Below are 17,359 nucleotides of genomic sequence, written 5' to 3'. Positions count from 1 at the left end.
CATGGTCGTCCCGCGCAGCTTGTTGGCCTCCCGTTCGTGACGCTCACAGCGACCACCAGCACGGGTCAGCTCAGGACACCCGGGGATCGAGCAAGGGGGGCGGGGTCTACGCGGCATGGGGGTACCTCCGAACAAGGGGTGGGGCTGTTTCGGCATGGGGGGCGTCAAGCTGCACGCCCACGGCAAGTTCGGCGCCCCCTTCAATGGCGACCCGCACACGGGTATGGGCATGCCGACAGCGCCATACGGCCTGGTCAGTACGCCGAAGGGCATGACAGGCATCCGAACTGGCAAGCCGAAAGATGCGGCTCCCTGTGACGGTGCGGCAAATGCCTGCCTACGAATAGGTGGTGGACTGTCGGCATGACCTCCAAGACCAGCATCAGGCGACACCCTCAGTTCGAGCTCCGCTGTGGAGGGCTCCATGTGATCGTCGAGCGCATCCCCGTATGGCTAATCACCGCCATAGCTGCGGCTACTGGCACCGGGGCCGCCTGGTGGACGAGCCGCTAGGTGGGGGTGCCGAACTCTGTGAGCGTCTTCAGCCCGTGGCACTCGCGGCACAGCACTTGAACGTTCCCGTCAACGTCCTCACCACCCAGCGCCAACGGCCGCACATGGTCCACGTCGACCACGTCCGCGGGGAAGTCACCCAGACACCAGTCACACCAGCCATGCCCCCGTTCACGGAGTCGCCAGCGGAGCCGTGCAGCAGCGTCATGCCGTACGGCCGCCGTATGTTCGGTGGTTTGGGTCCCTCTTCCGTGATCAGTGGGGAGCAGGGCAGCTCGCCGCCGCATCGGGCGGGTGAACTGGCCTCTCTCCCGGGCTGTAGTGGAGAGCAAACCTTGCCTGGGGTCGCTTCGTTTTGGTGTTGGCGCTCTCTCATTACGGACGGGAGAGCGAAGGTTTCCCGTAGCGGCCAAGGGTGATGGGGTGTTGTTTGAGACGCCGTTCTCTCTTTCTTTGTATTTTTTCTATGTGTTCTAAAAAAGTGGTGTAAACCGTCACTCCAGCACCGCTCGGCCCGCTGTAGGGCAGTCTCGGCCCAAGCTCAGAGTCGGCGGGGCCCGAGGGAGCGCTGTGTGACCGCGTGCAGGCATGAGAGTGAATCCTCAGATGCTGCAGCACCCTAGAACGCACGAACGGCCCGCCACCAGGGATATCCCCAGCGACGGGCCGTATCGGGCCCTCGGAAGGGCGTCAAGGGGGCTTAGGGCGCTGTCTCTACCGGCTCCGGGTCCTCACCCACCCAGTGGAAGCGAAAGCGCGTCAGGACCGGGTCTTTACAGCCCTGTCCGCGCGAGGGGAGCAGCGTCACGGAGTGCATCACGACGCGGAGCAGCATCCGGGCACGCTCTTGATCGGCGGCCTCCCACGCGTATCGCATCATCTCGCCGTCGCGCAGGATCGTGATATCGATCGCCTGAGTCAGTTCGGCCAACTCCGCCTCCAGCGTGTCAAGCTGCGAGGTGATCGCGTCGCGCAAGTGGCCGTAGCGCTGCTGTCCTTTGGGTCCTTTGAATCGCCCCTGCACGAAGTGGGCTTCGTCAAGGGCGTCCACGCGGGCCTGAGTGTCGTCTATCGCAAGTGTGAGTTCCGTGCGCCGGGCATCCTTCTCCGGGTCCTCCACGGCCAGCCAACGGACGGCAAGGTCTATCAACAGGTCGTCGTCATCCGGCAGTGCCGTCACACGCGTGACAAATGCGTACGCCATGGCATCGTCCGCAGCGTCCACCAGGACCGACATGCCCTTGCATACGGTCGTGCCCATGTTCACACGCCGATAGCAGCGGTACTGAGGCCCGCCCTTGGTCATGTTGCCGCCGCAGCGTCCGCACTTCAGCAGGCCAGAGAGCAACGACTGAGCAGCAGGCTTGCCCCGGCGACCGTTCGCCATGGACTCAGACGTACGCAGTCTCAGGGCGGCCTGTATTCGAGCTCGCTCGCCCACGGTTATGACTCCCTCCCCGACGCGCACGGGGTGCCCGTCCTCGCCCATCAGGGGCTCTTGCGTCGCTCGCCAACGCTCTCGTCCCTTGTCGTCCGTGTACCGGTCGTGCACGGGCATCAGGCCCGCCCATGCGGGGGAGTGAGCAAGCTGCGTGATCGTGGACGACCGCCACTTTCCGCCCCGCCGAGTCGTCAGTCCGTCCGCGTTGAGCTTCTCGGCGACGATGCTGGCGGATTCCCCGGCCAACAGCATGTCGGCTATGCGGCGTGCCGTCTCGTACTCCTTGGGGTGGCGCTCCGTCGCCTTCTTCCCCTTCCGCACGCGCAGACCGTAGGGCGGCTGTCCACCCGGCCACGCGCCCTGGCGCTTCTTCTCCGCCTTGGTCGCCCTGGTCCTCACGCTGGTGTTGTACGACTCGGCGCGCGCCTGCTCAGCCAGCCACGCGAACAGCCCCCGGTGCTGCGGTACGGAGCTGTCCAGCCCGTCCATGTGCGCGACCAAGCGGGCGCTCCGGCTCTCGAAGGTATCGAGGACATCACCCACCTGCCGCATGCCCCGGCGGCTCAGTCGGTCGAGTTTCCAGACCAGGAGGTGACGGACTTCGCCAGCGACCACGGCGGCAATGGCCTTGTCGAAGTTCTCGCGCGCCACGCCCGCCTTGAAAGCGGACACCTCGTCCGTCCACACCTCCCGGACGGTCAGCCCCTCGCGCTGTGCCCGCTCCCTGAGATCACGCTCATGCGCCCTCAGCGTGTCCTTGTCGTCCTGCAAGGTGCTGCGCCTGAGGTACAGGTCACACAGTTTGGCCGGGTCGGTCGTTCTGCCCATGAGAGCCACCCTAAATCGGGGTGATCGCGGGCCAAACCGATTAATTCCCCAGGTCAGACCCGCAAACACCAGTGGGTTTACTCCTGGGCAGGTCCGGGTGTATCAGGTCGTCCCGCTTGAGCAGCAGCCGCAGGCCCCGCTCGGCGAATCGGTCGTCCGCGAGCTCCGTGAGCGGGGAGGGCAGGCACGGCCGCAGCGCCGCGAGACCGGCCGTGGCGGGGGGATTGTCGCTGGTCACGCAGTCCATTTTGTACTCTTGCGGTCGCCGACGACGACGTCGGTGACACCGCCAGGAAAGCGCAGAGCACCATTGGACTACCAGGCCGTCCTTGAAGAAGTCGCCGAATTCGCCCGGCCGCTGATCGGTCGCGGGCAGGTAGCCGACTACATCCCCGCCCTCGCCGAGGTGGACACCGGACAGTTCGGCATCGCCGTCGCGGATGTCGACGGCCAGGTGTACGGCGTGGGGGACTGGGAGCGGCCCTTCTCGGTGCAGTCCATCTCCAAGGCGTTCAGCCTCGCGCTGGTGCTGGCGGAGGGCGGCGACCGGATCTGGGAGCGGGTGGGCACCGAGCCCTCCGGCAACCCCTTCAACTCGCTGGTGCAGCTCGAGTACGAGCACGGCATCCCGCGCAATCCGTTCATCAACGCCGGTGCGCTGGTCGTCACCGACCGGCTGCAGACGCTGACCGGGGACGCCAGCACGACGATGCTGGAGTTCCTGCGGGCGGAGAGCGGCAACCCGGACGTCTCCTTCGACGCGGCGGTGGCCAGGTCCGAGTCCGAGCACGGCGACCGCAACGCGGCGCTGGCCCATTTCATGGCCAGCTACGGCAATCTCGACAACCCCGTGCCGACCGTTCTGGAGCACTACTTCTGGCAGTGCTCCGTCGAGATGAGCTGCCGGGACCTGGCGCTGGCGAGCGGCTTCCTGGCCCGGCACGGGCTGCGGGCCGACGGGACGCGGCTGCTGCCGCGCCGCGAGGCCAAGCAGATCAACGCCGTGATGCTGACGTGCGGCACGTACGACGCGGCCGGCGACTTCGCCTACCGTGTGGGTCTGCCGGGCAAGAGCGGTGTGGGCGGCGGCATCGTCGCGGTGATACCGGGACGCTGCACGCTGTGTGTGTGGAGCCCGGGGCTCGACGCCCGGGGGAACTCGGTCGCGGGCGTCGCGGCGCTGGACCACTTCACGACTCTTACCGGGTGGTCCGTCTTCTGACGCGGGGTGCCCCCGGTGGCGGCCGGGGGTCCGGGGGTTGCCCCCGGGGGATGGGGCTGACTCGCGGGGTGGCGCCTCGCCGGGCATCGTGGGTGCCATGGAGCATGAGCTGCGGGCCGAGTACATCGACGGCAGGGCCGCCGCCGACCCCCGGGCGGAGATCAAGATCTGGCACGTGGTCCGGGAGGACGGCGCGACGACCGCGATGTGCGGACGGGAGCTGGAGCACGCCGCCGCCGCGCGGTCGACGGACGACTGGGGCCGCCCGGACGTGCCGATGTGCCACTCCTGCGGGGCGCTGTACCTGCGTGAGCAGCCCTGAGAGCCCGTACCCCTACGGGCAGCGGATGACCTGGCCCGCGTACGACAGGTTGCCGCCGAAGCCGAACAGCAGGATCGGCGCGCCGGGCGCCACCCGGCCGGAGGCCACGAGCTTCGACAGCGCCAGCGGGATGCTCGCCGCCGACGTGTTGCCGGACTCGGTGACGTCGCTGGCGACGATCGCGTTCACCGCGCCCAGCTTCCGGGCCACCGGCTCGATGATGCGCAGGTTCGCCTGGTGGAGGACGACCGCCGCCAGCTCCTCCGGGGCGATCCCGGCCCGCTCGCAGACCGTGCGGGCGATCGGCGGCAGCTGCGTCGTGGCCCAGCGGTAGACGCTCTGGCCCTCCTGCGCGAAGCGCGACGGCGTGCCCTCGATCCGTACGGCGTGGCCCATCTCCGGCACCGAGCCCCAGACGACCGGGCCGATCTCCGGCTCGGCCGAGGCCGTGACCACGGCCGCGCCGGCGCCGTCGCCGACCAGGACGCAGGTGGTGCGGTCGGTCCAGTCCGCGACGTCCGTGAACTTCTCCACGCCGACGACCAGCGCGTTCGTCGCCGACCCGGCGCGGATGGCGTGGTCGGCGGTGGCGAGGGCGTGGGTGAAGCCGGCGCAGACGACGTTGATGTCCATGACGGCCGGGGAGGGCAGGCCCAGCGCGGCGGCGACGCGGGCGGCCGTGTTGGGGCTGCGGTCGACGGCCGTGCAGGTCGCGACGAGGACGAGATCGATGTCGGCGGGGGCCAGCCCGCTGTTGGCCAGGGCCTTGGCGGCGGCCTGGACGGCCATGTCGGCGACCGTCTCGCTGGGCTCGGCGACCCGGCGGGTGCGGATGCCGACGCGGGTGCGGATCCACTCGTCGCTGGTGTCGACCATGGCGGCCAGCTCGTCGTTGGTGAGCACCCTGGCCGGCTGGTAGTGGCCGAGGGCCAGTACGCGGGACCCGGTCATCGGCGTTCCTCCTGCGGGCGCGGAATCGGGATCTCCCAGTTTCAACGCCGCACGGCGGCGGAGGGGTACGCGATCCGCCAATGTTCCGGCGGGTAAGTGGTGAGAAACGCACAGGGCCCGCCCGCCGGGGCGGCCGGGCCCTGACCCTACGGGTCGGTCACCGGACGGTGGGTCAGCGCAGCGACAGCGCCGTGCGGATCGTCGTGAACAGCTCGGTCTGGTCGGTGACGCCGAGGACGCGCTGGGACTGCGGGCCCTGGGCGGCGATCCGGACCTCGGTGCCGGTGTGCTCCTGGGACTGGCCCGGCGTGTTGGTGGAGTAGTTCACCTTCAGCTGCCGGCCCTCGTTGGTGACCAGGGTCGAGGACAGGCCGGGCGGGTTGGCCTCCAGCGGCACGATCTGGCTGCTGTGGCCGTGGTCGGCGGTGGTGACGACCAGGGTGTCGGGGTGCTTGGCGGCGTACTCGCGGGCGGCCTTGACCGCGCGGTCGAAGGCGGCGGTCTCGCCGATCTGGCCGCAGGGGTCGGCGGCGTGGTCGCGCTTGTCGATGGAGGCGCCCTCGACCTGGAGGAAGAAGCCGTTCTTCTTGCCCTTGCCGGTGTTCAGCAGCTCCAGCGCCTTGCGGGTCTGGCTCTCCAGGTCCGGGGTGCCGGCCTTGCGCTCGGGGTTGCTCGTCACACAGCGCTGGGCGGCGGTGCCGCCGACGGCGGCGTTCTTGCCCGTCCACTCGACGGGGACGTTGCCGGGGGCGAAGAGGCCGAGGACGGGCTTGCCGGACTTCGCCGCGGACAGGCCCTTGGCGTCGGTCACGATCTGGTAGCCCAGCTTCTCGGCCTGCTGGGCGACGGTCAGGCCCTGGTAGCGGCCCTCGGTGATCTTCTGGTCGAAGCGGTTCCTACCGCCGCCCAGGAGGACGTCGACCTTGTGGTTGACGCTCTGCTCGGCGATCGAGCCCGGGCCACCCTTGGCGATCGTGTCGTTCGGGCAGGCCTTCATGTCGGCCGGGCCCTGGCAGCTGCGGTCGGTGGCGTGCGAGGCGAGGACGGCCGGGGTGGCGTCGGTCAGCTCGGCGGTGGTGACGCTGCCGGTGGCCAGGCCGTTGCGCTGGGCCAGCTCCAGGATGGTGGTCATCGGCTTGTCGGTGCCGGGCGTCTTGGATATCCGGCCGTTGACCGTCTTGCGGCCGGTCGCCCAGCCGGTGCCGCTGGCGGCCGAGTCGGTGACGTAGTCGGGCTTGCCGTCCTTGTCGACGGAGTACGTCGTGTAGGCGCCCGTCATCGGGAACTTGTCCATGTCGAGCCGGCCGCCCGCCCCCACGGTGTAGTCGCGGGCCAGGGTGATCTCCGAGTCGCCCATGCCGTCACCGATCAGCAGGATGACGTTCTTGGCGTTCTTCGGGGTGCGGCTCGAGACGTCCGACGAGCCGTGGTGCTCGGCCGCCGAGGCCGCGGCGGGCACCGCGATCCCGGCGACGAGCAGCGCGGCGGCGCCCCACACGAGACGGCGTCGGTACGGACGAGAACCCATGGGATATTCCTTCCTGGAGGTCCGGGCGGGATGCTCGGACGCACGAAGGACACCAGGGGCGGGTGTACCGCAAGGGTCGTACAGGTGACCTGGAGGTCACCGGGCGCTGTCGACGGCGCTTCCCTGTGCGACGTGGGGGGCGGGGGTGGCGGACGGGGCCGCGGAGGTGGCGGCGGGAGCGGTGGCGGAGGCGGGGACGGGCGCTTCGGCAGCGTCGTCCTTCATCGCCTTCGTCTCGCTCTTGAGAATGCGCATGGATTTACCGAGGGCCCGTGCCGTTTCAGGCAGTTTCTTCGACCCGAACAGGACGACCATGACGAGCACGACCACGAGGAGATGCCAGGGCTCCAGTGCGTTCCGCAGCATGACGGCTCCACCGCCTCTCTACCGATCTCTACCGACTCTTGTGACGTTCTGACCTGATGGCTGTCCACACAATACTTGCTAGATTGCGCAACTGGACAACCAAAGTTCGTGACAGCCCGTCCTACCGGGCAGAACGGCACGAACCGGGGGAGCGATGAGGGTACGGACATGACGGGCGCGCGAGGCAGGCCGAAGCGTCGGGTGCGGGTCGTCACCGTGGCCGCGGTGTCGTTCCTCCTGCTGCTCGTCGCCGGCGCCGGATGGGTGTACCTGCGGATCGACGGCAACATCAGCACGTTCGACGCCGACGGCCTGTCCAAGAACCGTCCCGGCGCGGGGGCGTCCGGCCGGAACGTCCTGGTGATCGGCTCCGATTCACGGGCCGGCGACAATGCCGGGCTGGGGGGCGGCGAGGGCGACGTCGGTCGCTCGGACACCGCCTTCCTGCTGCACGTCTACGGCGACGGCGAGCACGCCGTGGCCGTCTCCATCCCCCGGGACACCCTCGTGGACATCCCGCCCTGCCTGCTTCCCGACGGCAGTTGGACGGCCGAGCAGCAGCATGTGATGTTCAACTCCGCCTTCACCGTGGGCGGCTCGCCCAAGGGCAACCCCGCCTGCACCCAGAACACCGTCGAGCGCCTCACCGGGCTGCGCGTCGACCACACGGTCGTCGTCGACTTCGCGGGCTTCTCCGCGATGACGTCCGCCGTGGGCGGCGTCGACGTGTGCGTCCCCAAGGACGTCTACCGGGGCGACCTCAACCCCAACCTCGGCTCGCGCGGCGAACTCCTCTTCCACCAGGGCCGGCAGACCGTCTCCGGACAGAAGGCGCTGGACTACGTACGGGTGCGGCACGGCATCGGCGACGGCTCCGACATAGGGCGCATCCAGCGGCAGCAGGCCTTCCTCTCCTCGATGATCAAGAAGGTCCGCTCCCAGGGCTTCAAACCCGGCACCCTGCTCCCGCTCGCCGACGCGGCCACCAAGTCGATGACCGTGGACCCGGGGCTGGGCTCGGCCGACAAGATGCTGTCGTTCGCGATGTCCCTGAAGAACATCGACCTCCACGACATGAAGTTCATGACCCTGCCCTGGCGCTACGACGGCAACCGCGTGGCGGTCGTCCAGCCCGACGCGGACGCCCTGTGGGCCTCGATCCGGGCGGACCGGACGATCGACGGCAAGGACGCGGGCGGGAAGGGCGCGGGCCGGAAGGGGGCCGGGGGTGGCCCCTCGCCCTCGGAGTCCGTCTCCGGCGCCGGGGTGAAGGTCTCCGTCCGCAACGGCACCACCGTGGACGGGCTCGCCGCCCGCGCCGCCGCCTCTCTCAAGAGCAGCGGCTTCGACGTCACGGACACCGCCACGGCCGGCTCGCAGGACGCGACGGGCACGGTGATCGAGTTCGGGCCGGGCGCGGCGGGCGACGCGCGGACCGTCGCCCGGCTCTTCCCGGGGGCGTTCGTGCGCGGCGCCGACATCAGCGGTGTCGTGATCACGCTCGGGCGGGACTACGCGGAGGCGCCTTCGGCCACGCCCGCGCCGTCGGCGTCCTCGTCTCCGTCCGGTCCCTCATCTCCGTCCGGGGCCCCCGGTGGCGCCCGCTCGGCCGACGACGACCCCTGTGCCAACCTCTCCTACGGCTGAGACGAGCTGAGACGAGCTGAGACGAGCTGAGACGAGACGGCCGAGACACAGGGGAAACGATATGCCTGATTGATCCGTTTTGGTGTTAGGTGCACAGTAGACCGTGAAGACGCCGAGGAGCCATGCCATGTCCGCCGTCGCTGTCCCCCGGGTGCCCGCCAGGCCGTTCCGGACCTGGCTCGTCCCCTTGATCGCAGCCCTGCTGACCTGCGCCGGCGCGCTGCTGTACGCTCCCGCCGCGCACGCCGCCGACACCGGCCTGGACGCCGCGGCCCAGGCGCTGCGCAAGGGCCCCGTCTACGTCGACCCCAGGGCCGCGGCACAACTGCCCGCCGCCGACGCCGAGGCCCTGGCGAAGAAGATCAAGGACGCGGACAAGCCGGTCTTCGTCGCCGTGCTGCCCAACGCCCCCGAGTTCCCGCAGAGCACGGTGCTGCGCGACCTGCGCACCAAGGTCGGGATCGCGGGCGTCTACGCCGTCCACCTCGGCGACAAGTTCAACGCGGCCGCCGACCGCTCGGTGGTCTCCCGCAACGCCGTGAGCAACCTCGTCGGGTCCGTCCAGCGGTCCGGCGGCGACGCGAAGACGCAGCTGAACGCCTTCGTCGACCAGGCCGAGCGGACGGCCAGGGGCCACGCCCCCGGCTCCTGGGGCGGCGGCACCAAGGGCATCGGCGCCACGGGCCTGATCACCGGCGGCGCGGTCGTCGTCGCGGGCGGCGCCGGGGCGTACGCCCTCTACCGGCGCAACAAGCGCAGGCGCGAGGAGCGCGAGCGCGCCGAGCTGGACAAGCTGCGCGTGGTCGTCGACGAGGACATCACCGCGTTCGGCGAGGAGCTCGACCGGCTGGACTTCTCGCCCTCCGAGGCGGGCGCCACGGACGAGATGCGCGCGGACTACGCGCGGGCGCTGGACGCGTACGAGGACGCCAAGTCCCGGATGGCGGCGGCGGGGAGGCCGGAGGAGGTCCAAGGGGTCACCGAGACCCTCGACAACGGCCGCTTCGCCCTGGCGACGCTGGCCGCGCGCCGCGCGGGGGCGCCGCTGCCGGAGCGCCGGCTGCCCTGCTTCTTCGACCCGCGCCACGGGCCGTCCGTCCAGGACGTCCAGTGGGCGCCGCCCGGCGGCGCGCTCCGCACCGTCCCGGCCTGCGCGGCGGACACGGCGCGGCTCGCGGACGGCCAGGAGCCCATGACCCGCCAGGTCCAGACCGAGGCCGGTCCCCAGCCGTACTGGAACGCGGGCCCCGCGTACGGCCCCTGGGCGGGCGGCTACTTCGGGGGCGGCCTGCTGCCGGGGCTGCTGGTGGGGACGATGCTGGGCGGGCTGATGACCGGCCCGGCCTACGCGGCCCCCGGCTCCGACTACTCCGGCCCGGAGGGCGGGGACGACACCGGCGCCGACTTCAACCCGGATGATTTCGGCGGCGGGGGAGGATGGGGCGACGGGGGAGGCGGCGGGGACTTCGGAGGCGGCGGGGGCGACTTCGGTGGCGGGGGCTGGTGAGACCCCGTCCCCGCCCTTTCACCGTTTCCCAGGGGGCTCCGCCCCCTGGAACCCCCGGTCACGCGCGGGCGCGTGACCGGGCCACCCACAACACCCCGCCGTACACCGCCAGAACCAACGCCAGCAGCCCGTAATAGAGCGTCGGCAACGGTGACATGGACAGCATCGCCCCCAGCGGCGACAGCGGCAGCAACAGGCCGACGATCGCCAGCCCCGCGACAGCCGCCCGCACGGGCCGCGGCGCCCGCAGTCGTCCCGACCGCAGCAGCGCCATCACCATCGCCTGCGTCAGCAGGTTCTCCGTGAACCAGCCCGCGTGGAACGCGTCCTGCCCCGCCTCCGCCCCCAGCGACCGCACCGCCAGCGCGAGCACCGCGAACGTCGCGAGGTCGGCCGTGGCGTTGAGCAGGCCGAAGCCGGTCACGAAGCGGAGCAGGGCGCGGGGGCGCAGCACCGCCGGGCGGGTGTGGGCGCGGTCGTCCTGGCGGTCGAAGGCGAGGGCGAGCTGGGCCGCGTCGAAGAAGAGGTTCTGGACGAGCACCTGCGCCGGCAGCATCGGCAGGAACGGCAGCATCAGCCCGGCCACCAGCATCGCGATCACGTTGCCGAAGTTCGACGACAGGGTGATCCGCAGATAGGCGGAGATGTTCGCGGTGGCGCCCCGGCCGGCGACGATGGCCCGGTCGAGGGAGGTGAGGTCCTTCGAGGCGAGGACGACGTCGGCCGCCTCCCGGGCCACGTCCACGCCGTCGCGCGGGCAGACGCCGACGTCGGCGGCGTGGAGGGCGGCCAGGTCGTTGACGCCGTCGCCGAGGAAGCCCGTGGCGTGCCCCGCGCCGCGCAGGGCGCGGACGACGCGGGCCTTGTGGGCGGGGGCGCAGCGGGCGAAGACGGTGGTGCCGGCGGCGAGGCGGGCGAGCCGCGCGTCGTCGAGTTCGTCGATGCGCTCGCCCGTGACGGGGGTGCCGGGGTCCAGCCCCAGTTCGCGGCAGACCCGGGCGGCGGTGCCCGGGTGGTCGCCGGTGAGGACCTTGACGGTGACGCCGTTCCGGGCGAGGGCGGCGAGGGCCTCGGCGGCGGTGGGCGCGGGGGCGTCGGCGAGGCCCACGAAGCCGGTGAAGGTCAGGTCGCGCTCGTCGGCCTCGGTGTACGGGCGGTCGCGCGCGGGGCGCTCGGCGCGGGCGACGGCCAGGACGCGCAGGCCCTCGGCGGCCAGGTCGTCCGCGCGGCGGGTGAGCCGGGCCCGTTCGGCGGGGTCGAGGGCGCAGCGGTCCAGGACGTCCTCGGGGGCGCCCTTGACGACGAGCGTGTGGGTGCCGGCGAGGGCGAAGCGGGGGTCGCCGGGGAGGCGGACGACGGCGGTGGACAGCCGGCGGCCGGGTCCGCAGGGCAGCGCGTCGACGCCCTCGAAGAGGGCGAACGGGGGTTCGTCGCCGTGTGCGAGCACGTCCGTGGCGTCGGCTTCGAGGACGGCCTCGTCGAGGGCGTCGGGCACGGGCAGCTCGGCCAGGTGGAGGGTCCACAGGGCGTTGACGGCGGCCCAGCGCAGGACGTCCCGGTCGGCGTGGCCGGCGGCGTCCTCGGCGAGGGCGAGGACGGGCCGGTCCTCGGTGAGGGTGCCGGTCTTGTCCACGCACAGCACGTCGACCGCGCCCAGGTCGTGGAGGGCGGGCAGCCGGCGGACTATCACCTCGCCGTCGCGGGCGAGCAGCGCGGCGCCGCGTGCCAGCGCGGAGGTGACGATCACGGGCAGCATCTCGGGCGTCAGCCCGACGGCGACGGCGACGGCGAACGGCAGGGTCGCGAGCCCCCGGCCGCGCACGAGGGCGTCGGCGAGGAGGACGAGGGGCGCGGTGAGCAGCATGAACCGGATGAGGGTCCAGGCGATGCCGTTGACCGACCGGTCGAAGGGACGGGGGAGGCGACCGCGCCCGCCGGGTCCGGGGCCCGTGTCCGGGCCGTCGGCCGGGAGGGCGCCGGAGAGGACGGTGTCGCGTCCGGTGGCGACGACGACGCCGCTGCCGGTGCCCGAGACGACGCTGCTGCCCTGGAGGCACAGGTGGCCCGGCGCGGTCGCGGTGGTGGCGCCCGGGGCGGACTTGTCGGCCGGCGCCGACTCGCCCGTCAGCGCCGCCTCGTGGACGGTCAGCCCCGTGGCGCGCAGCAGGCGCAGGTCGGCGGGGACGAGGTCGCCGGGGCCGAGGAGGACCAGGTCGCCCGGGACGAGCTGTTCGACGGGCAGTTCCCGGGTGGCCGGGGGCGCGGACTCGGTGGCCCGGCGGCGGACGGTGGCGGTGGTGGCGACCAGCTCGCGCAGGCCGGCCGCCGAGCGGTCGGCGCGGTGCTCGCCGGTCGCCCGCAGCACGCAGCTGACCGTGACCAGGACGGCGATGACGCAGGCCGTGCCCCAGGAGGCCATGACCGAGGAGACCAGGCCGAGGAAGAGCAGGACGGCGGTGAAGGGGTCGCGCAGGCTGCGCGCGAAGCGGCGCGGCCAGGAGGCCGGGCGGCGGCCGGGGAAGACGTTCTCGCCGTGGCGCGCGAGGCGTGCGTCGGCCTCGGCCTCGGTCAGCCCTCGGGGCCCGCTCTCCAGGGCGCGCAGCACCTCCAGCGAGGTGCCGCCCGTGTCCCGGCCGGGGGCCGTACGGGCCTCAGGCGCCCAGGCCACGGAGGCGTCCGGCGCCGGCGTTCACCCCGGTGTCGGCGGTCTCGGCCCTGCGGTCGGCGAGCTGGCCGACCATGAGCCGGACGATGGTCACCACGTCGGGGTCGTCCACCAGGTAGACGACCCGGCGGCCCTCGCGCCGGGAGCGCACCAGGCCGGCGAGCTTCAGTTTCGCCAGGTGCTGGCTGATGGCGGGCAGCGCGCCGCCGACCCGCTCGGCCAGCCCGCTGACGTCGCTCTCGCCCTGGGCCAGCGCCCAGACCAGGTGCAGCCGGGCGGAGGAGGCGAGCAGACCGAAGGCGGCGGCCGCCTCGGCCAGCACCTCGGCCGACGGGTCGCATGTGCCGTCGAGGGACCCTTCGAGACTCCCGAAGCTCCCGACGCCTGCCGTCACTGTCGCTCTCCCATCCCCGTGATGTCCCGCGGCGGTGCGCACGCCCGGAAGGCCCCCAGTCTAGGCATCGCGCCGGGTGGGCGGTCCGACATGCACCCGTCGCGGGATGGGCAGGGTGTATCGACAGGAACCGGTCACAAGGGGGAGGTCATGGAAATCTCGGGAATCGTCAGTGCGATCGTGATCGGCGCGTTCATCGGTGTCCTGGGCCGGCTGGTCGTTCCGGGCCGTCAGCACGTGGGCGTCGTGATGACGGTCGTCATCGGCATCGTGGCGGCCTTCGTGGGCGCCCTCATCTCTCATCCGCTCGGTCTCTACGACACCAAGGGCATCACCTGGCTCGTCTGGGTGGTCCAGATCGTCCTGGCGGCCCTGGGTATCGCCTGGTACGACCGCCGGAAGCGGCGCTGAGAGTACCCATGGTGATTCAGGAGAGCTTGCCGTCGTAGTCCGGCAGCTTGAAGGTCCGCTCCGCGTGCCCGCCGACGAGGTCGGTGGTGTTGTTCCCGATGTTGGCGACGATCGTGTAGCCCTTGGCCTCGATCTCCGCCCGCTTGGCGGTCTTGTACGTGCTCACGTCCTGGAAGAGGTCCGGGAGGTGCCGCACGTACAGGCCGTCGACCGGGTAGCCGACCTTGCGCAGGTTCCACTCGGTGGCCGGGGTGAGCACGCCGGGGCGCGCGGTGACGAAGAAGACGGCCGCCCCGCGCTCGTGCGCGAAGCGCGCGAGCTCCAGGACGGGCGCGACGGCGGGCGTGGGCACGGTGGCCCAGTGGAAGTCCGTCTCCAGCGAGGTGTTGTCGATGTCCAGGACGACGGCCTGCTTCCGCCCGTCCGCGTGCGCGGCGCGCTCGGCGACGTAGGGCTCGGCCCGGTCGACGACCGCCCGGACGTCGCGGATCCACGCGTCGTGGTCGATGCCCTTGAGGCCGGCGGTGCCGGACGTCCGCGCGGTGGCCGCCTCGGCGGGGGTGGCGGCCGTACCCGCCATGGCCAGCGCGGCGGCGGCCACGACGGTCGCGGCGGCTCGGCGGGCCGTGATCGTTTCGCTCATGCGTGGCATGCTCACGACGGCCGGTGGCGGGGCGGCGACGCGCGCCTGAACGGCACGCGTCGCGGGGATGCACCGTTGCCCTGTCAGGACTGTGGTTACCGCAGGGGCGGGGGCGGCGGCATGTCGCTCGGCCAGTCGCCGGGAACGCCGGTCGGGAATCCCGTGGGGAAGCCCGGGGGGAATCCGGTCGGGGCTCCGGTCGGGGTCCCGCCGGGCGGTCCGGGCTCCGGGCTCTCCCGGACATGACGGACCGTGTCCCTGACCCGGTCCTCCACCGTGTCCGCCACCGGCCGGAAGACCGTCAGATAGAAGCCGATGAACGAGAGCGCCCCCAGGACGAAGACCGTCAGGAAGGCGAGCAGACAGCCCGTGGCGAAGAGGGTCTTGTTCCGCTCGCCGGGCGGAATGGCCGTGGCCCGGTCGGGCCGCCCCTGCGGATAGCGGACGACAACCCGGTCCCCGCCCACCACCGTGCGCGGCCCGCCGCCTTCCTCGAACCGCCGCACCTCCCCTTCCGGGGTGGTGAATTCGTAGACGTGGTGCCACGTGCTGTGACTCGACCCGCCGATGTTCCCGTGCCCGTGCCCCCGGCTCGTGGTGACCACATACGCGCTGACGCACACCCCCTCGGCCGTGACCCCGCCGCGCCAGGCGGCGTTCAGCCGCCGCATCCGCACCACGGCCCACACCATTCCGGCGATGCCGCCGGCAGCCAGCAACCCCGGCAGGGCCAGGAAGAACACGTCGCGCATGGATCCCTCGTCGATTGGATGTTTTCGATCATCCAATCGGCCGGAATTGGTCCAGGCCATCGATTAAGCCGAGGGCTTCCTACGGAACCTCGTGCCCTTTTTCGGCCTCCGCCGCCACCATCTTCTCCATCGGGTCCACGGCCAGCCATCCCGTCATCACGATCGCGAGGACCACCGCCGCCCCCGCGAGCACGTTGCCCAGCCACACCACCGTGTGCGCGGGCAGGGTGTACGCCGCGACCACCCGGGAGACCGACTCGGCCAGCAGGGCGGTGCCCCACACGAGGGAGAAGCGGCGCTCGGCGCGGCGGAAGCGCGCGGATTCACGCGAGAGCCGCTCCCACGCGGCGGTCTTCGCGAGGTTGCCGCCCTTGGTGATCCACGGCTTGAGACCCGCGGTCATCATCGGACGCCCGGCGAGCACGGAGACCAGCACGGCCGCGCCGATCATCCCGCTGCCGGCGCTGTCCTTGGCGAGCATCAGCCGGGCGTCGCCCGTGACAGCGCTCATCGCCAGGCCGATGGCGTTGACGACGAGCATCAGGGTGGCGAGCGCGTTGAGCCGACGGTCCTTGACGACCGACCAGAGCGAGCGCGCCGCCGGGAGGACGCTCGTCCAGGCGAGAGCGGCGACGGTGCCCATGCCGAAACCGCCGGTCAGGACGTAGTACCCGGCCATGGGCACCACGGCGTCCACGACCAGCGGCGTCAGGCTCTGCGCCAGCGCCCGGCCCTCCCCGGCGGGCGCGGTCTCTGTCGTGGGGGCGGGGGTGAGTGTCTGCATGGGTACAGACTCACGGGAGGGCCCACTCCGGCAGCAGAGCGAAGCGTCCTCAAGCGGCCGTGACTTTTGTCAGCGCGAGGCACGGACCGTCCGCCGACCCGGCACGTCAGGGCAGCTCAGGTAGGGTGGATCGGTCGGTGGCGAGGGGAAAACAGGGCCTGATGACGAACGTTGAGCACGAGATCACCTGGACTGACGCCGAGGGTCTCGCCCACTCCGCGCTGTGGTACGCGGAGAACGCCGCCCCGCCGCCGCGCACCGTCGTCGTCGCCGACGACCGGCTCAAGGCGGACACCGCCTACCGCATGGCCTCCGAAGGCACCGCGATCCTGTGGACCGGTGACTTCCAGAACGCCCGCCAGCTGCTGTCGGCGATGGGGCGCCGGGCCGACCGCAAGCGACGCCGGTTCGCGGACGACCCCGCCATCGCCTTCAACCAGCACCGCCAGGCCCGCGCGCTGCGCGCCCGCGTCCTCGGCAGCCTCCTGATCCGGCTGGACGAGGGCGCCGTGGCCGACCTGCGGCGCGCCCCGGACGTCCGCGAGGCCTGCGCCGGGGCCGGCTGCCCTCTCGACCGGCCGTTCGTCTGCTCGCTGGTGTCCCTGCTGGGCATGGTCGGAGCGCACGAGTGGCGGCGCAAGGGCGTCGAGGTGCCCGCCCTCGGCGCGAGGATCCACCCGTACTACGGCGTCTTCTCCCCGGTGCGCGGGGAGTACGTCGACCTGGTGGCGCAGGCGCCCCTGCCGCCCGGGGACCCCGCGCGGTCGGTGGCGTTCGACATCGGTACGGGCTCGGGCGTCCTCGCGGCGGTGCTCGCCCGGCGCGGTGTCGGCAGCGTCGTCGCCACGGACCAGAACCCGCGCGCCCTGGCCTGCGCGGAGGACAACATCGCCCGGCTGGGCCTGGCCGACCGGGTACGGGTGGTCGAGGCGGACCTGTTCCCCGCGGAGGGCCGCGCCTCGCTCGTGGTGTGCAACCCGCCGTGGCTGCCGGCCAAGCCCACCTCCGCGCTGGAATCGGCGGTGTACGACCCCGGTGGCCGCATGCTGCGCGAGTTCCTCCGGCTGCTGCCCCGGCACCTGGAGCCGGGAGGCGAGGGCTGGCTGATCCTCTCGGACCTCGCCGAGCACCTCGGCCTGCGGACCCGCGAGGACCTGCTGGAGCTCATCGACCGCTCCGGGCTCCAGGTCCTGGGCCGACTGGACATCGCGCCTCGGCACTCACGGGCGAGCGACCCGGACGACCCTCTGCACGCCGCCCGAGCCGCCGAGGTCACCTCGCTCTGGCGCCTGGGACCGCGCTGAGCACAGCGCCTGCGGCGTACGGCGGTTCACGGCCCGCACACACCGAAGGGGCGCCCCCGGTCGGGAACCGGTGGCGCCCCT

Annotated in this window: 16 protein-coding genes and 1 pseudogene; 6 read left to right on the top strand and 11 right to left on the bottom strand. The window is 71.9% G+C overall.

The window, feature by feature from the left end:
• Window positions 1-509: 509 nt before the first annotated feature.
• The 3 genes and pseudogenes from ACX9I7_RS28625 to ACX9I7_RS28615 form a co-directional block, all read right to left on the bottom strand.
• A complete protein-coding gene (locus tag ACX9I7_RS28625; RefSeq protein WP_459388958.1) occupies window positions 510-800 on the bottom strand; it encodes an HNH endonuclease in 291 nt (96 codons plus the stop codon).
• Between the two features lie 413 nt (window positions 801-1,213).
• Window positions 1,214-2,782, bottom strand: a complete 1,569-nt coding sequence (locus ACX9I7_RS28620; protein WP_459388957.1) for a recombinase family protein — start codon at window positions 2,780-2,782, stop codon at window positions 1,214-1,216.
• A 76-nt stretch (window positions 2,783-2,858) separates the two neighbouring features.
• A pseudogene (locus ACX9I7_RS28615) lies at window positions 2,859-3,029 on the bottom strand (1-aminocyclopropane-1-carboxylate deaminase); the annotation flags it as partial.
• A gap of 63 nt (window positions 3,030-3,092) precedes the next feature.
• Here ACX9I7_RS28615 and ACX9I7_RS28610 point away from each other — a divergent pair.
• Complete coding sequence (locus ACX9I7_RS28610) at window positions 3,093-4,004, top strand: glutaminase (protein WP_126915988.1); 912 nt, start codon at window positions 3,093-3,095, stop codon at window positions 4,002-4,004.
• A gap of 97 nt (window positions 4,005-4,101) precedes the next feature.
• Entirely contained in the window at window positions 4,102-4,326 is a 225-nt protein-coding gene (locus ACX9I7_RS28605) for a hypothetical protein (protein ID WP_387566366.1), read from the top strand.
• Between the two features lie 12 nt (window positions 4,327-4,338).
• Here the strand turns inward: ACX9I7_RS28605 and ACX9I7_RS28600 are convergent, their stop codons facing one another.
• The 3 genes from ACX9I7_RS28600 to tatA all read right to left on the bottom strand — a co-directional run bounded on the left by ACX9I7_RS28600 (window position 4,339) and on the right by tatA (window position 7,171).
• Window positions 4,339-5,277: a beta-ketoacyl-ACP synthase III gene (locus ACX9I7_RS28600; protein WP_459388956.1), complete on the bottom strand. Its 939-nt coding sequence runs from the start codon at window positions 5,275-5,277 to the stop codon at window positions 4,339-4,341.
• A 172-nt stretch (window positions 5,278-5,449) separates the two neighbouring features.
• Complete coding sequence (locus ACX9I7_RS28595) at window positions 5,450-6,805, bottom strand: alkaline phosphatase (RefSeq protein ID WP_459388955.1); 1,356 nt, start codon at window positions 6,803-6,805, stop codon at window positions 5,450-5,452.
• Window positions 6,806-6,901: 96 nt separating this feature from the next.
• Window positions 6,902-7,171: a Sec-independent protein translocase subunit TatA gene (gene tatA / locus ACX9I7_RS28590; protein ID WP_459388954.1), complete on the bottom strand. Its 270-nt coding sequence runs from the start codon at window positions 7,169-7,171 to the stop codon at window positions 6,902-6,904.
• Between the two features lie 168 nt (window positions 7,172-7,339).
• On the opposite strand from tatA, the gene ACX9I7_RS28585 reads away from it, so the two are divergent.
• Window positions 7,340-8,818 (top strand): LCP family protein, encoded by a 1,479-nt coding sequence (locus ACX9I7_RS28585; protein ID WP_387566354.1) that lies wholly within the window; start codon window positions 7,340-7,342, stop codon window positions 8,816-8,818.
• Window positions 8,819-8,945: 127 nt separating this feature from the next.
• Window positions 8,946-10,325 carry a hypothetical protein gene (locus tag ACX9I7_RS28580; protein ID WP_459388953.1) on the top strand — a complete coding sequence of 460 codons (1,380 nt, stop codon included), beginning with the start codon at window positions 8,946-8,948 and terminating at the stop codon, window positions 10,323-10,325.
• A gap of 58 nt (window positions 10,326-10,383) precedes the next feature.
• Here ACX9I7_RS28580 and mgtA read toward each other — a convergent pair whose 3' ends face one another.
• Window positions 10,384-12,993, bottom strand: a complete 2,610-nt coding sequence (mgtA, locus tag ACX9I7_RS28575; RefSeq protein WP_459388952.1) for a magnesium-translocating P-type ATPase — start codon at window positions 12,991-12,993, stop codon at window positions 10,384-10,386.
• Window positions 12,977-13,384 (bottom strand): ArsR/SmtB family transcription factor, encoded by a 408-nt coding sequence (locus ACX9I7_RS28570; protein ID WP_358626915.1) that lies wholly within the window; start codon window positions 13,382-13,384, stop codon window positions 12,977-12,979. Before ACX9I7_RS28570 ends, mgtA begins: the two co-directional genes overlap by 17 nt.
• Window positions 13,385-13,534: 150 nt before the next feature.
• Between ACX9I7_RS28570 and ACX9I7_RS28565 the strand changes: the two genes are divergently transcribed.
• Window positions 13,535-13,795 carry a GlsB/YeaQ/YmgE family stress response membrane protein gene (locus ACX9I7_RS28565; protein ID WP_126915997.1) on the top strand — a complete coding sequence of 87 codons (261 nt, stop codon included), beginning with the start codon at window positions 13,535-13,537 and terminating at the stop codon, window positions 13,793-13,795.
• 16 nt (window positions 13,796-13,811) lie between these two features.
• On the opposite strand, the gene ACX9I7_RS28560 is transcribed toward ACX9I7_RS28565, so the two are convergent.
• The 3 genes from ACX9I7_RS28560 to ACX9I7_RS28550 all read right to left on the bottom strand — a co-directional run bounded on the left by ACX9I7_RS28560 (window position 13,812) and on the right by ACX9I7_RS28550 (window position 15,974).
• Entirely contained in the window at window positions 13,812-14,438 is a 627-nt protein-coding gene (locus ACX9I7_RS28560) for an HAD family acid phosphatase (RefSeq protein ID WP_387566344.1), read from the bottom strand.
• 95 nt (window positions 14,439-14,533) lie between these two features.
• A complete protein-coding gene (locus ACX9I7_RS28555) occupies window positions 14,534-15,190 on the bottom strand; it encodes a DUF3592 domain-containing protein (protein WP_164737837.1) in 657 nt (218 codons plus the stop codon).
• Window positions 15,191-15,269: 79 nt separating this feature from the next.
• Window positions 15,270-15,974 carry a VC0807 family protein gene (locus tag ACX9I7_RS28550; RefSeq protein WP_459388951.1) on the bottom strand — a complete coding sequence of 235 codons (705 nt, stop codon included), beginning with the start codon at window positions 15,972-15,974 and terminating at the stop codon, window positions 15,270-15,272.
• 161 nt (window positions 15,975-16,135) lie between these two features.
• Here ACX9I7_RS28550 and ACX9I7_RS28545 point away from each other — a divergent pair, with 161 nt between their 5' ends.
• The gene (locus ACX9I7_RS28545) at window positions 16,136-17,278 is read left to right on the top strand and encodes a methyltransferase (RefSeq protein ID WP_459388950.1); all 1,143 of its coding nucleotides are present in this window, start codon (window positions 16,136-16,138) and stop codon (window positions 17,276-17,278) included.
• Window positions 17,279-17,359: the final 81 nt, after the last annotated feature.

It is taken from the genome of Streptomyces sp. L500 (assembly GCF_054551825.1).
This window is presented reverse-complemented; position numbering and strand designations above follow the sequence as displayed.

Excerpts from the sequence above, each read along its gene's own strand:
- ACX9I7_RS28550 (WP_459388951.1), bottom strand. The coding sequence starts at position 15,974 with ATGCAGACACTCACCCCCGCCCCCACGACAGAGACCGCGCCCGCCGGG.
- ACX9I7_RS28555 (WP_164737837.1), bottom strand. The coding sequence starts at position 15,190 with ATGCGCGACGTGTTCTTCCTGGCCCTGCCGGGGTTGCTGGCTGCCGGC.
- ACX9I7_RS28605 (WP_387566366.1), top strand. The coding sequence starts at position 4,102 with ATGGAGCATGAGCTGCGGGCCGAGTACATCGACGGCAGGGCCGCCGCC.
- ACX9I7_RS28600 (WP_459388956.1), bottom strand. The coding sequence starts at position 5,277 with ATGACCGGGTCCCGCGTACTGGCCCTCGGCCACTACCAGCCGGCCAGG.
- ACX9I7_RS28620 (WP_459388957.1), bottom strand. The coding sequence starts at position 2,782 with ATGGGCAGAACGACCGACCCGGCCAAACTGTGTGACCTGTACCTCAGG.
- ACX9I7_RS28565 (WP_126915997.1), top strand. The coding sequence starts at position 13,535 with ATGGAAATCTCGGGAATCGTCAGTGCGATCGTGATCGGCGCGTTCATC.
- ACX9I7_RS28545 (WP_459388950.1), top strand. The coding sequence starts at position 16,136 with ATGACGAACGTTGAGCACGAGATCACCTGGACTGACGCCGAGGGTCTC.
- ACX9I7_RS28625 (WP_459388958.1), bottom strand. The coding sequence starts at position 800 with ATGCGGCGGCGAGCTGCCCTGCTCCCCACTGATCACGGAAGAGGGACC.
- tatA (WP_459388954.1), bottom strand. The coding sequence starts at position 7,171 with ATGCTGCGGAACGCACTGGAGCCCTGGCATCTCCTCGTGGTCGTGCTC.
- ACX9I7_RS28585 (WP_387566354.1), top strand. The coding sequence starts at position 7,340 with ATGACGGGCGCGCGAGGCAGGCCGAAGCGTCGGGTGCGGGTCGTCACC.
- ACX9I7_RS28595 (WP_459388955.1), bottom strand. The coding sequence starts at position 6,805 with ATGGGTTCTCGTCCGTACCGACGCCGTCTCGTGTGGGGCGCCGCCGCG.
- ACX9I7_RS28580 (WP_459388953.1), top strand. The coding sequence starts at position 8,946 with ATGTCCGCCGTCGCTGTCCCCCGGGTGCCCGCCAGGCCGTTCCGGACC.
- ACX9I7_RS28560 (WP_387566344.1), bottom strand. The coding sequence starts at position 14,438 with ATGAGCGAAACGATCACGGCCCGCCGAGCCGCCGCGACCGTCGTGGCC.